At 46.5% G+C, this 13,389-nt stretch carries 15 protein-coding genes; 2 read left to right on the top strand and 13 right to left on the bottom strand.

Annotation, left to right across the window (positions count from 1 at the left end):
• Positions 1 to 151 precede the first annotated feature (151 nt).
• From H70357_RS13515 to H70357_RS13455, 13 genes are all read right to left on the bottom strand, one after another.
• Positions 152 to 1,663, bottom strand: coding sequence for a serine hydrolase domain-containing protein (locus tag H70357_RS13515; RefSeq protein WP_038590116.1), 1,512 nt, complete (start codon positions 1,661 to 1,663; stop codon positions 152 to 154).
• On the bottom strand, positions 1,660 to 3,015 hold the full coding sequence (locus H70357_RS13510; RefSeq protein WP_038590113.1) for an FtsX-like permease family protein: 1,356 nt from the start codon (positions 3,013 to 3,015) through the stop codon (positions 1,660 to 1,662). The genes H70357_RS13515 and H70357_RS13510 overlap by 4 nt, the downstream gene beginning before the upstream one ends.
• Positions 2,990 to 3,766, bottom strand: coding sequence for an ABC transporter ATP-binding protein (locus H70357_RS13505; RefSeq protein ID WP_038590110.1), 777 nt, complete (start codon positions 3,764 to 3,766; stop codon positions 2,990 to 2,992). Before H70357_RS13505 ends, H70357_RS13510 begins: the two co-directional genes overlap by 26 nt.
• Before the next feature lie 139 nt (positions 3,767 to 3,905).
• Positions 3,906 to 4,997: a sensor histidine kinase gene (locus H70357_RS13500; RefSeq protein ID WP_038590107.1), complete on the bottom strand. Its 1,092-nt coding sequence runs from the start codon at positions 4,995 to 4,997 to the stop codon at positions 3,906 to 3,908.
• A complete protein-coding gene (locus tag H70357_RS13495) occupies positions 4,994 to 5,719 on the bottom strand; it encodes a response regulator transcription factor (RefSeq protein WP_038590105.1) in 726 nt (241 codons plus the stop codon). Before H70357_RS13495 ends, H70357_RS13500 begins: the two co-directional genes overlap by 4 nt.
• Positions 5,720 to 5,849: 130 nt before the next feature.
• The gene (locus tag H70357_RS13490) at positions 5,850 to 6,233 is read right to left on the bottom strand and encodes a ribosomal maturation YjgA family protein (RefSeq protein WP_038590102.1); all 384 of its coding nucleotides are present in this window, start codon (positions 6,231 to 6,233) and stop codon (positions 5,850 to 5,852) included.
• A gap of 24 nt (positions 6,234 to 6,257) precedes the next feature.
• The gene (locus tag H70357_RS13485; RefSeq protein WP_038590099.1) at positions 6,258 to 6,731 is read right to left on the bottom strand and encodes an NUDIX domain-containing protein; all 474 of its coding nucleotides are present in this window, start codon (positions 6,729 to 6,731) and stop codon (positions 6,258 to 6,260) included.
• A gap of 38 nt (positions 6,732 to 6,769) precedes the next feature.
• Positions 6,770 to 7,231, bottom strand: coding sequence for a DUF4362 domain-containing protein (locus tag H70357_RS13480; protein WP_038590096.1), 462 nt, complete (start codon positions 7,229 to 7,231; stop codon positions 6,770 to 6,772).
• A 157-nt stretch (positions 7,232 to 7,388) separates the two neighbouring features.
• On the bottom strand, positions 7,389 to 7,958 hold the full coding sequence (locus H70357_RS13475; protein ID WP_231578427.1) for a putative ABC transporter permease: 570 nt from the start codon (positions 7,956 to 7,958) through the stop codon (positions 7,389 to 7,391).
• Between the two features lie 145 nt (positions 7,959 to 8,103).
• The gene (locus tag H70357_RS13470; protein ID WP_038590093.1) at positions 8,104 to 8,298 is read right to left on the bottom strand and encodes a hypothetical protein; all 195 of its coding nucleotides are present in this window, start codon (positions 8,296 to 8,298) and stop codon (positions 8,104 to 8,106) included.
• A 55-nt stretch (positions 8,299 to 8,353) separates the two neighbouring features.
• On the bottom strand, positions 8,354 to 9,127 hold the full coding sequence (locus tag H70357_RS13465) for an NAD-dependent epimerase/dehydratase family protein (protein ID WP_038590089.1): 774 nt from the start codon (positions 9,125 to 9,127) through the stop codon (positions 8,354 to 8,356).
• Positions 9,128 to 9,397: 270 nt separating this feature from the next.
• Entirely contained in the window at positions 9,398 to 10,501 is a 1,104-nt protein-coding gene (locus tag H70357_RS13460) for a Gfo/Idh/MocA family protein (protein WP_197073688.1), read from the bottom strand.
• 24 nt (positions 10,502 to 10,525) lie between these two features.
• Positions 10,526 to 11,185: a ThuA domain-containing protein gene (locus tag H70357_RS13455; RefSeq protein WP_038590084.1), complete on the bottom strand. Its 660-nt coding sequence runs from the start codon at positions 11,183 to 11,185 to the stop codon at positions 10,526 to 10,528.
• A gap of 156 nt (positions 11,186 to 11,341) precedes the next feature.
• On the opposite strand from H70357_RS13455, the gene H70357_RS13450 reads away from it, so the two are divergent.
• Positions 11,342 to 12,175 carry an AraC family transcriptional regulator gene (locus H70357_RS13450; protein ID WP_038590081.1) on the top strand — a complete coding sequence of 278 codons (834 nt, stop codon included), beginning with the start codon at positions 11,342 to 11,344 and terminating at the stop codon, positions 12,173 to 12,175.
• Positions 12,176 to 12,322: 147 nt separating this feature from the next.
• Complete coding sequence (locus H70357_RS13445; protein ID WP_081965798.1) at positions 12,323 to 13,351, top strand: ROK family protein; 1,029 nt, start codon at positions 12,323 to 12,325, stop codon at positions 13,349 to 13,351.
• The last annotated feature ends 38 nt before the right edge of the window (positions 13,352 to 13,389 follow it).

Here is a 13,389-nt window from a genome sequence, read left to right as displayed (position 1 = left end):
CATTTATAAATTTATCTGGATCAATCTGCTTCCTCCTGAAGTGTTTGGAATTACGCAAGAAAACGAGAGCCCGGGTGGAACGTTTCGTCCATCCCCAAGTTCTCGTACCTTTTGAACAAGCTTACTTTTTCTTTATGATACTTTTATTTTTTTATGATACTTTCATTTTCTTTGAAAAAATGAGCATTAATCCAAAGATATAATAGATGATGCATACAGCTATAGCACTACAAAGAGTCACCCAGATCGTAGTGGGAGCCCATACTTTTATAAATGCCCAAGGCAATCCTCCAAGTAAAATTTTCGGAAACATAATCATTAATGTCAAACCTGCCGCAATGATCAATGTATGCAGCAGCAGCAGCAGGATCCTTTTTACATTTAACTTTGTCCAAATCCGTTGTTTTCGAGCGAGTTTCACCATGACTCTTATTATCAAAAATATGAATAACACACCAAAACAGCCGACGGCTATACATACGATTGTCACGATTCGGTCTAAATTTTGGTAGCTGTCAGAGTGATTGTTGGTTACTTCCTTCCCCTCCCACAGATCCATAACTCCTTGACCTATCGCAGTTGTAAAACTCGTTTTCATATTGGTCAAGATGGCTACCCCCAACTGTTCATCGGGCTGCATGATGAAATACGAAGTATATGTCGGATTCTCTCCGGCATGAAATATATATTGTTTATCTTTTTTTGTCTGGATTCCCCATCCGCTGGCATAGTAAGTATTCACATCAAAAGGCTCTACAGTTTGGTCAGGAACATGTGATTCTTTTATTAACTGTTTATCCATAACATTGCTCGGATCAGTTCCTAGCTGCAGATTCATCCATTTCGCTATATCGTTTGCATTGCTGATAATATATCCAGCTGGTATATTCCCTCGATATATAGGTGGTGAGTAGGCTTGTTCTTTCATAAATCCTATTTTATATCCGGTAGCCAGCTCTGCGGACTGGGATTGATGCAGCCCAACAAACGAATCCTTCATTCCGACCGGTTCTAAAATATGCTGTTTCATATAAATATCATAAGGCATCTTCGTTACAATCTGGATCACGAGTCCCAATACATCATAATTAATTGTTGCATATTCGAAGGAGCTACCCGGTTTACGATCTAGTTGCTGGTTTAGTAATGTTTTAACGGTTAGTTCTAACGCTTCATTTGTATTACCCTCAGGTATGTGGGCTATTGTATTCGATGCTATTCCGCTAGTATGATGAAGGAGCTGATTTAGTGTGATCGTTTGCGGCTCATCATTATAAGTTAATTCCAACCACGGTATATACTTCTTGACATCATCGGTTAGTTTTAACACCCCCTCTTTTTCCAATTTCAAAATGGCTAGACCTGTGAAAGCTTTCGTTGTTGAGCCTATTTCAAATAAAGTATCACCGGTTACTGGTTTTTTCGTCTTTACATCCGCGTAACCGAAACCTTTCTGATATATCGTTTTCCCCTTCTCTACAATGACTAGCGATATTCCCGGAGTTTTACTCTTACTTCTTTGTTCTTCAACAAAGCTTTCGATCTTCTGTATTTTTTTATTTGAGTCGCCTGAGTCGGCGTTAGCTGTAGTCTGTGAATAACCGCTAGCCGACAGAAGAAGAATAGCGATCATTAAAATAACTATTTTTAATGACGATTTCATAACTGATGCTCCTTGGTCAATTTAATGATTTTCATATAGCTGCTGCAGGCGACTAGGAAATAGATCGTCTGCATGGCCATATAAATGCCGATGATGACGAACGAATAGAGCCAATTGGATACCATAAGCAGGTTGTCCAGTGCTTTGAGCGCGACTAGCGCATGAACGATGCCGACGAGACAGGGCACGAAGAATAGAATACCAGTCTGCGTAACAACAATTCTCCGAAGCTCGCCTGAAGACATCCCAATTCGGGTGAGCGCCTTATATTGCGCCTGATTTTCCTGCAGTTCCGTAAACAGTTTAAAGTAAATCAAGCTGCCGGCGGCTATGAAAAACAGCAAACTGATGAACACCCCAATAAACATCGTTAGCGATATCACTCCTTGGGCATCATCATACTGCGTCTTGATATCGTCCAGTTGCACCGCAAGTCCAAGCATATAAATCGTACCTGAGGCCGTTAAAATAACCGAACTTAAAATCGATACAATAAACAGCATTCGTGCATTCTCCTTCAGCTTTTGGTCAAGCTGAGCGAATACGATCAGATTCGTTCGGTTGTAGTATATGGCTGTACAACTTTGGATAAATCGAAGCAGCAATCCACTAAACTGCGTAAATAACAGGTAAGTTCCAGGTAAAATGGTAAGCAAAATATACAGCGCCAGCATGTTGAAGTTCTTTACATTTAACATTAGAGCCATAATATATGCGGCTGCTATGCAGACGACCGAAAGCACAGCAAGCCATGGCGAATAAACGGGTTTTTCTTTCGGACCGCCCGCTGCATTAAGCAAAACAACAATTTCCGTACGTCTCGCCCGCAAAGCCGTTCCCAAGGAAATGAGTGTGAACAGCATGAAGAAACTACCAGCCGTCATGCATACCGAACGTAGCGGTATGGCAACCGGGATCGGATCCTTCAACCCTAACAGCACAGCGAGTGCCATAAAGAATGGCTTGCTGAAAAAAATGCCCAAGCCGATACCAGCCCCAATGGCCGTAATCGTTATAACGGTACTTTCTAAAATAATAAGTATAAGAAGCTGCCGATGTGTCATTCCAAACAAAGAAAGAAGACCGAATTCCTTCCTCCTCGACTTCAAAAACGCCGAACTGGAATAAAGTACAAACAGAAACGAGAAAACAACGATAATGTATTGGCAGAACAACATCCCCTGTCTTACTTGCACAGACCCTAAGATATGGCCACTCGAGAGGTTGGGATGAGCAAGAAACGCTGCATACATGTAAAAGATCATTACAGAGAACACGCAACTCATAAAAAATGCGCCGTACGACCGCCAGTTGCCGCGAATGTTACTAAGCGCGAGCGAACGGAACGTCATTAAAATTCCCTCCGAGCACGCTCAGGGCGTCCAATATTTGTTGGAAAAACGTTTGTCGATTGGAGCCCCGCCGAATTTCCGAGAAGATTCTGCCGTCCTTAATAAATACAATACGCTGGCAATAGCTTGCTGAGAACGGGTCGTGCGTCACCATTAACACTGTTGCCTTCAAACGTTCGTTCAACTCCTTCAACGAATCCATCACATCCTTCGCGGACTTCGAATCCAGATTGCCGGTCAGCTCATCTGCAAGCATTAACGACGGTTCATTAATGAAGGCACGTGCAATAGCCGCTCGCTGCTTCTGACCACCAGACACCTCATACGTACGTTTGTTCAACAGTTTGGCAATTTCTAACCGCTCGGCTATCATATACAATCTATGTTCGATTAACTTAGGGGCCACCCCTTCTAATACAAGCGGCAAGATAATATTTTCTTTGATGGACAGCGAGTCCAGCAAATTGAAATCCTGAAAGATGAAACCAAGCTCGCGCCTTCTGAAAAACGCCAAATTTTTATTGCTGAGCTTGCTTGGATCAATACCGTTAATTTCTATGTATCCAGCCGTCGGACGATCAATTGCTGCGAGCAGATTAAGCAACGTTGTCTTGCCGCTTCCGGATGGCCCCATAACACCGACAAATTCGCCGCTTTCTACACGCAAATCAATGTCATGTAAAGCTGTACAAACAACATTGCCTTTGGAGCTGTAAATTTTACTCAGCCCCTGCGCTTCAAGTAAAGTCATTATTCAATTTTCCTCCCCCCGTTTCAGTCTGCATAGTCTGTATGTCTTAACAAAATTTAGTATAGCGGGCCATGCGCGCTGAACCCATCGATTTATATTACAAAATCACACTTCACACATAACAAAGTTGTCACATAGCCTACATGCTCTTTCCTGTTTTGCCGCCTAGAATATGTATACTCTCAGGTTGAAAAGCGATTGTAAAAGTCGTACCCCTGCCTAGTTCCGACTTTACCGATAGTACGTGACCTAGTCTGCCGCACACCTGCTTCGCCAAATACAATCCCATTCCCGTCGATTCTCCTGCAGATTGTCCATTCTCACCGGTAAAGAAAGGATCAAATATTCGTGGTATATCGTGCGTTGCTATGCCGCTCCCCTCATCTGTTATGCTAATTTTACAACCTGTTTCTGTATTCTCTAAGTGAAAAACAAGGCTTTTCATGCCTTGTTTGTGTTTGCTGTATTTAATTGCATTGCTGACTATTTGATTTAGCACAACTGTTATCCACTTCTCATCTGTTTCCGGCCATGCCTCACCATCAATTTGCGGTATTACGGCATGACGGATACAAAGCCGCTTGTGTGCAATCATAACTTCACGAATTACATTGTGCAGCGGCACTTTTTTGAGATGAATATCCATTTCGAACTTATCGAGACGCGCGGTATACAGTAGCATCTCCAGACCTCTCGTCATTCGATCAGCCTCTTCATGCAGACTGAGAATAAGCTCTTTCTGCTCCTCTTCAGAAGAAGGCATCTGCTTCAGGCTTTCTTGCAAGAGTATATCTATAACCGATAAAGGGGTCTTCATATGATGCACCCACTGCAGAACAAAATGGTTGTGGAGCTCTTGCTGGCGGCGATATGCTCCAAGTTTATTCAAATAAGCGCTGTTTTGCCGGTCTAACAAGCGTATGACCAGCTGCTGCTCTGCCGTAACGGCAGACTGCACGATCGCTGCCGCCTGCAAATCATCAGATCCTTCAACCGCATTTCTGAGCTGTTTGTGATATTCACGATTTCGAATATAGTCAACAAGCAATCCAAGGCCCCCGATAAAAGCAGCTGCAGCCACAAAATAAAAAATCGTGCTCTTATCCATCATTCCAGGATAACGCGCATTTTCCAGCAGCATTAAGCAGGCACCAACCCCAATAATTGCAAACGTTGATAATACAAAAATTAGCCGATCACGAAAAAATAAAGCAACCGATCGCAATCTCATGAGCCAAGCTCCCCCTGGTCCTCGCCCAGGGCCAGTTTATAACCCATACCACGAACCGTCGTGATCGCATTAGGCAGACCAAGTTCCTCCAGCTTCTTCCGCAACCTTGTCACGTTGACCGTTAACGTGTTGTCATCGACAAACTGTGCGTTGTCCCATAACTTTCCCAGAAGTTGATCCCGCGAGACGGTTCTTCCGTATTGCTGCATGAAGCATTCAGCTAACAACTGCTCATTTTTTGTAATCTGGGTTTTCTGATCTTGCCATATAAGTTCATTACGGCTTAAGTTCAGTCGTAAGCCATGTGCATTAAATTCACTGTCGGGCAGCAAGACATTCCCGTTAGAAGCCGCATAATCCCCGTAAACTCTCCTTAGAATACTTTTTACCTTCGCGATTAAAAGGTCTAAATGAATTGGCTTCGTAATGTAATCATCACCGCCGTTCTCTATGGCCATTACCTGATCCATCTCACTCGCCCGCGCCGATATGAAGATGATCGGCAGGTTGGAGCGTGTACGTATTTGTCTGCACCAATAATAGCCATCAAAGTACGGCAGATTAATATCAAGCATCACCAAATGTGGATCATACGCCTCAAATTCAGTAATTATTTCGCGAAATTGCGTTACACAAGATGCTTCAAATCCGTATTTCTCCATATTCCTTTTTAGAAGGGCACTAATTTTACTATCATCCTCCACAATGAAAATCCGGTACATATGATTCCTCCTTCAAGCTTTCCTTGTATGCCAACTATTAGTATAGCAAAATGTTGAAACACACAAGAATACAGAGTATTCCCCCCTTCAGAAACACATGCGTTAACGTTCTCTACCCTATCCTTTCCTATTAGCACGAATTCTTGCGAAACCAAAGGTCCCCCACATAAGAGAACAAAATCCCTGCTGAATATCTGATCAAATCAATCAAGAGGAAACCTTTGCCGAGAATTAATCCTCCCAATAAAGTGGCACGCAGCTCATTGATCCATACTTCTTGGTAGAGCTGGCTAAACTCGATGCCAAAGCTGAAGCCGAAACTCAGCACTACTGAAATCCACCGTTGTTGCCGGGTAAGCAATACGCGAAAGGCAAAGTAAATCATAGCCGCCCACAGCGCATCTCCAAAATGCCTGGAGATAAACAGCGGCAGCTGGTCTGCAAATGCTCTAGAACCGAATCCGAGCACCATCATCAATAGCATAGCGATGCTGTAAGCAAATTTTTCTCTCATGTTGTCCCTTTCCGGATCCCCGTTCTATTCAAATATCGCATGCCCGTTACCGGAATCCTGCATAAAAATCTCCCGGGGGTAAGGGATGGCAATTTCGGGCAGCTCCTGTTCCTTGAAAAATTTAAATTCTTCCGCCTCTCCGTCCATGCTTCTCGGCGTGCCTTTGACGATCGAGCATTCAAACACTATTACCGAATACTCAACCATGTCCCCATTACTGTACTGGTATGCATACTTTTCGCCGCCGAATACCCCAATGATCCGCCCGGGTGTCACCATCAGCCCCGTCTCTTCAAAGACCTCTCTGCGCAGCGCCCTGGATGGAGTTTCACCCGGTTCAACCGCTCCGGCAGGCAAGCCCCACAACTGCTCTTTTCCTTTACGAATAAAGAGAATCTCCTCGTCGTCATTTCTGATTACTGCCGCTACAGATGGCACCATCAGCAGCCCGGAGCCTGTCTTCTCACGCAAAGCACGGTAATATTCCGAGATTGGCATGTTCATTTCCCCCTTTATGTAACCTTGCCAGAGTAAGTCTACAGCTCATCCTTGCGGAAGGAAATAATGTTGATCTTCTCTTCCTTGGGATAGCCGCTGCACTCTGACAAATTTACTCTGTAAAAATCAGTGGTATTCTCAAGCCCGATCGCCTTGCATACATATTCGGTCTTCCCTGTGGCGGCGCTCATGCTGTCCCGTGTATTGTCCAGTGTCCAGTGCAGCTCCCGCCCATCATTATAGACATCATGGATAAATGGCCCGCTGTCTATCCCCCAATTCAGCAGAGTAAGATTGTCACCCTTGCCATCCTCAAACCGCTGAATCATTTCTTTGATCCTGTCCAAATCCATCTGGTCAAAATGTGTAATCAAATTCGGCTGATCGTTTGACCTGGACGGCCGCTCAATGAAATCAAGGATTAATAGAGTTGCCAACACAGCGATTATGACTGCTTCCAAAAGCATAATAGTTCTACTGTATTTCATGATCCCCTTCATAATTCCTCCTGTCAGGATGTAATTTCATCATCCTCTGTCTCTATATTTGACACCACTGCCAGAGATTCCTTGTCTGAAAACACAAGAAAGAAACGGCTTGACCTTCCTGATAGGAAGATAGCCGTTTCTGAGAGAAACATGATTCAGTTGTTCATTTCTAACCTTCCCCGAGTTCCAGCCCCTTCAACCCCCGCCGCCGGACCCGGCAAGTCCAAAGTAAATCAGCAAGAAACAACAGGGCAGCCATCGGCAGCACCATTCCCCATATCGGTTCAATGATCGTATACAATCCTTCCATCACCGGCTGGAGGAGGTATATGCATGCTGTAGCCAGCCCCCACCAGTATAAGGAGAACTTCAGGCAGATATGCCCGTGCAGCTGGTACGGCAGCTCCTTATAATCCCACCATTGCCTGTGAAAAGCCGCTTTCAACAGCCACCCGCTTGCATACTCCACTGCTGAAGGAATGATCAGCGCAAGCACAAGCAATAGCGGAACCGGCAGCTGTAAATCCTTGGCGGCCAGCAGGAGCAGCGGAGCACAGCCATACATCGGCTTATAAGGCCCCTTCAGAAACCCCTCTTTACGAAAGGTCCCCTGACTATAGAGATTATACGATCCTTCCAGCACCCAGCCCAGAAAGGAATAGACCATAAAGTAAAAGAAATATTCTCCCGCAACTGCAACAGCTGCATAGCTGTCCAGCGGTAGCACCGGTGTAATCACGATCTGTTCCGCCCCCTGCCTGTGAGGATTACCACACATATATTCGGGAGCTAGTATGCCATTCTAGAACTGTTGTTATGCAAAAAAACATAACCCTCGCGGGTTATGTCCAGAAACCAAAATATGAGCCCGGCGCTCCGCCGGTTTATTCTTTAAGATTCTTAACATGCTGTTCCTTGAGCATTGGTGTCAGTGACTCGCCATCCGTCTGTCTTCTTAGTGTCTCCAGCTTCATATCGCTGCGTACACCAAAGTCCGAACCGTACTTTTTCTCAAGGTTGCCTGCCTGCGCTTCCCCGCGTTTCTGCCGATACCGGCCGTTCTCGTTCCGACTACGCATTTCATTTCCTCCCCGCAATTGAAATTGCTTGAGACCCTAGAAATCTGCGATGATCTTACGTCACCCCTCCCTGATATTCCGTTTCATCCTGACGTACATTCCTGCCTTCTGCCTTGGCCTGTTCAAGCAGCTCCGCCGCATCATCCTGAGGCTTATATCCGATCAATTCCTCCAGATACCCGATGGTATAATAGTTGTCAGTATTCGCAGAGGTCCCATACAGATTCAAATATTTCAGTTCCTCATCCGCCTCAATGCAGCATTCTACTAATTGCAGCAAATCGCGTTCAGATATCCAGATATGTCCTGCCCGTTCCGAATGGGGGCGGTCGTCCCCGGGGAAGTTGCCGATCCTGATATTCAACGAAGAGATTTTGCCTTGGTCTGAGTATAGGCGGCCGAGCAGCTCGATATAACATTTGCTTAACCCGTAAAAGCTGTCCGGCCGGTAAGGGTCGCTTGGACCCGTTTTCTCATCGGTCTTGTAATATCCGGTCGCATGATTGGAGCTGGCGAATACAATGCGCCGCACACCGTTCTGTACAGCCGCCTCAAATAATTTATACGCACTCCCTACATTGCCTTGAAGCACCTTACCGAGGAAATCGTCATTATCCTTAATCCAGGCAAAATGAAGTACCGTATCGACACCCTTGGTAAGCTCTGCCAGCCGGGCTTCATCCGCGATATCCATCTGAACGATCCCTTGCTCTTCGTCCGCTTGAATATCCGCTCCTACAACATCATATCTGCCGCTTTCTTTCAGCCCCTTGAAGAGTGCATTGCCAATTCTTCCAGCCGCCCCTGTTAGCAAGAGTTTGCGTTTCATTAATTACAAGTCCCCTTTCCAGCCTACTATCCTATGCATTATTAACCGCTGGAGAGGAAATGATTACAAATAACTCAAATTTGCGGGCTGGTTAGACCCATTTTCAGGTAGCGGCGAGCCGTTTGAATGCCAACAGCACTGTTACAACACAAAAAAGCAATGCCCGGTCCCGGAAGTACCGGAAACGGGCCGCTGCTTTTTGAGAAGATAAGAATTATTATGCTTCGCGCAATAAATTATCCTTATCTTTCTTCTCGTTTTGTATATTTGCTACTCCAGGTACCCTTTAACCAAACCCAGCGGCAGCAGCTTCGGCTGCTCGCAGCTGGTGGACAGCTCCGCATAACGCTTGGTATCGGAGCTTGTATGGAACGCATGCATCATTTCAAGCACATGATTGGCCAGCTCGCCGTTTGCGCGCGGGGTGTCTCCTGTCCCGATGCAGCGGGCCATATCCGCCACGCCAATGCCTCTGCTGTTCCCGGCATAATTGTAGATCAGCGGAATCTCCTGGAATTCCGTGCTGTGAGCCGGACGCAGCAGGATCGGACCGCCGAAGGTGTTAGGGTCCGGTACGATCAATGTGCCTTGCGATCCGTAGATTTCGATCCGCGGCAATGTGCTGTGCCAGACATCGAAGCTGGTAATCATCGTTGCCACGGCGCCGCTGACGAACTCAATGGTTCCGGCGACATGTGTAGGTACTTCTACATCAACCACTTTGCCGAACTTCTTCTCACTGGTGATCGTCCGTGTGGCAAAAGAGGTTTTGGTGATACCGCATACCGTTTTGGCCGGGCCAAGCAAAGATACCAGAGCCGTAAGATAATAAGGGCCCATATCAAACATTGGGCCGCCTCCGGCCTGATAGTAGAATTCAGGGTCCGGATGCCAGCTCTCATGGCCATGGCAGAGCATGAAGGCCGTTGCTGCTACCGGCTCTCCGATATAGCCGTCCGCAATCAGCTTGGCGCAGGTTTGCAGACCGCCTCCGAGGAAGGTATCCGGCGCGCAGCCGATGAACAGATTCTTTTCCTGTGCCAGCCGGACAAGCTCTGTTCCATTCTCAAGCGTTAGCGACAGCGGCTTCTCGACGTACACATGCTTACCGGCTAATAAAGCTTGCTTACACACATCGAAATGAAAATTAGGCGTGGTCAGATTAACGACAATCTCAATCTCATCCGAAGCAAGCAATTCCTCTGTCGTCCATACATGAGCAACTCCGTATTTCTCCGCTGCCTGCTGTGCCCGCCCCAGATCCAGATCAGAACAGGCATAGACCTCCGTGTTCACAAAAGTTCCGGTCAAATTCTCAAAATAAATGCCGCTGATATTCCCGCAGCCGACGATGCCCACCTTCACTTTACGCACAATGATTCTCCCCTTATCACGGTTTTAGTTGGCAGCCCACAAAAAGCCTTTACGCATCAGTTCCTTGGCTTCCGGAATATCAAAAACATCCGCATGATGTCCAAGTGAATTATAGAATACCTTGCCCTTGCCCCATTTCTTCGTGTATACCACTGGCATGGTGATGACCCCGTTCGCCGAATGCTCCCCTTCGCTCAGCACAAAAGTAGTTGTAGCCAGTACATCTACCGCTGGATCTACATGCAGATAATACTGTTCTGACTTCACCATGAAATCCGGGATGCCTTCCACAATCGGACTGGAGCCGGATCTCACAATATTCACTTCATAATCCACTCCATCGTTGAAGGGATGTGCCACCCACTGCGATCCGGTCAAAAATTGCCATTCTGTATTATTACGGAAGGAATCGCACATCCCGCCATGACAACCGGCAATGCCTACCCCGGAAGCCACAGCTGCAAGAACTGAAGACACCTGTTCACCCGCGATTTCACCCATTGTCCACACCGGCACAATCAGACTTAATTCCTTAAGCGCCTCGGCGTTATTGAAGCTGTCCAGCGTATCCGATACCTCAACCTCAAACCCTTCGGCCTCCAGAATGCCGGCAAAAATCGCTGCAACCTCATTCGGTTCATGACCATCCCATCCGCCTTTTACAATCAATGCTTTCTTCGCCATATCAAGTTCTCCTTTTTGTCCTGGAATCAATAACCGTGTCTACCTGAAGAAATTGTAATCCAAAAGGGTACCGGCTGCTCGCCATTTTGCTTGAATGACTGGTCATTTTTTGCTAAGTTTATGTGTAAATAGCGGAACATCAGAACAGGAGAAATTATGAGAGCTTTTCACGAAAACCGAACGTATGGATCAGCTTTTCCCTTCACTGCATTTGTGAGTGCAAATATAGATTTTCTGGCCCACTGGCATAATGATCTGGAGATTATCTATGTACTGGAGGGTTCGATCCGGATGGGGATCAACTCGGAAACACGGGTACTTCTGGCAGGCGATCTGGCCGTTTGCAGCAGCGGAGATATTCACTACTATGACAGCAAGGACAACAAATCCAAGCTTATCTTTGTTATCTTTAACCCTTCACTGATCGGGTTTCCTGCAGGCTGGCCCCTGAATATGCGGCTCACTTCCCCTTTTAGGGAGAACCGTCCAGCCACACCGGAAGATGAGGTCATTAACAGCCGCCTGTCCGCGATCATGCAGGAACTGCTGCAGGAACATGTTCAGAAGCTTCCGCATCATGAACAGCTTATGATCGGCTTGCTGCACGAGCTGTGCGCATTGATTCTACGGAATATGCCTCTGGACATAGTCAATCCTCATAAGGATAAGCGGCGCATTACGAATATGAAGATCATGCAGGAGGTCCTTGAATACCTCGACGTCAATTACATGCATCCCATCACACTTGCCGACGCAGCACGTCACGCCAACATGAGCCTGTTCTATTTCTCCCGTTTCTTCAAAAGCATCTCGGGCATGAGTTACATCGCGTACCTCAATAGTATCCGGGTCAATCAGGCAGAACGGCTACTGCTCAGCACGGACAAAAGCATTCTGGATATCGCGCTGGAATGCGGTTTCTCCAATATCCGTACCTTCAACCGTGTATTTAAACAGGTCAAGCTGCGGACACCGAGCGAACTGCGTTAGCGCTGCGTTACATCGCTATCCTTATGTTTTCAAGTTCAATCCATATAATAATGTCTTGCTTCTTCGCAGAATAGTAACTACAATACACTTGTTAAAACTCTTTTAAAAAATAGCATGATAATCAATATCCCGAAGGAGGGTTCCTAGATGTCACAACCATCCCACAACACACAGCTGGTGAAGAAAATAAATGTTGAATTGGTTAAAAACATGCTGCGCACGTCCGGCACAGGCACGAAAGCATCCATTGCAGAGCAGACCAGATTGAGCGTGGCCACATGCGGCACGATCTTGAATGAACTGGTCCAGACCGGTGAAATCCTTGAACTTGGATGGGAGGAATCCAGCGGCGGCAGACCGGCGAGAAAATATCAGTTCAACGCGGATTATTCCTTCATGATCTGTATGATCGTGCGTTCCGAGAGCGGCGTTCAATCCATTTCCTATGTGCTCGCGAATCTAAACGGTGAAGTGATCGAGGAGACCGCTAAGGTATTCGATCAGATTACTCTGGGCACCCTCGAAGACTGGCTGGATCAGATCATAGAGGCTCATCCGAATGTGCAGGCGATTGGCATCGGCATACCGGGGGTAGTTCAGCATGACCGTATTGGTATATGTGATGTGCCGGCGCTGGCAGATCAGCCCCTTGGTATCCTTCTGAAGGAACGCTATGAAGAGGTAGAGATCATTATTGAGAATGATATGAATCTGACGGTTTACGGCTTGTATCAGAAGCTGTTCCTGGAAGAGAGTCATTTTGCCGTGTTGACTTTCCCTAAGAACCATTTCCCCGGAGCTGGCTTCATGGTGAATGGACGTTTGCTTAACGGAAACAGCTATTTCAGCGGCGAGGTGTCATACCTGCCTTACGGCATTTCCAGAGAGGAGCAGCTGCGGCTGGTCCAGGGTTCCGGGGACCCCGGCAGGCTGGCAATTCATGCACTGGTATCTATTATCAGCATTATCAATCCTGCTACGATCGTGATCACCGGTGACAATATATCGCCAGGGATGCTGGACGATCTGCGCAGCGGCTGCCAGGAGATCATTCCGCCCGAGCATATGCCTGAGCTGATCATCCAGAACGACACCCGGCAGGAATACATGACTGGACTGATTACAACAACCATGGAAAGCCTGACCTACCGGTTCCAGCTGGTTGAACGGAAATAAAATACGCATCATCTCAAACTCAGGAGGCTATTTAATGT

Source organism: Paenibacillus sp. FSL H7-0357, from assembly GCF_000758525.1.
Classification (GTDB): Bacteria; Bacillota; Bacilli; order Paenibacillales; family Paenibacillaceae; genus Paenibacillus_AQ.
The sequence above is the reverse complement of the archived record's forward strand: the minus strand, read 5'-3'. Positions and strand labels throughout refer to the sequence as shown.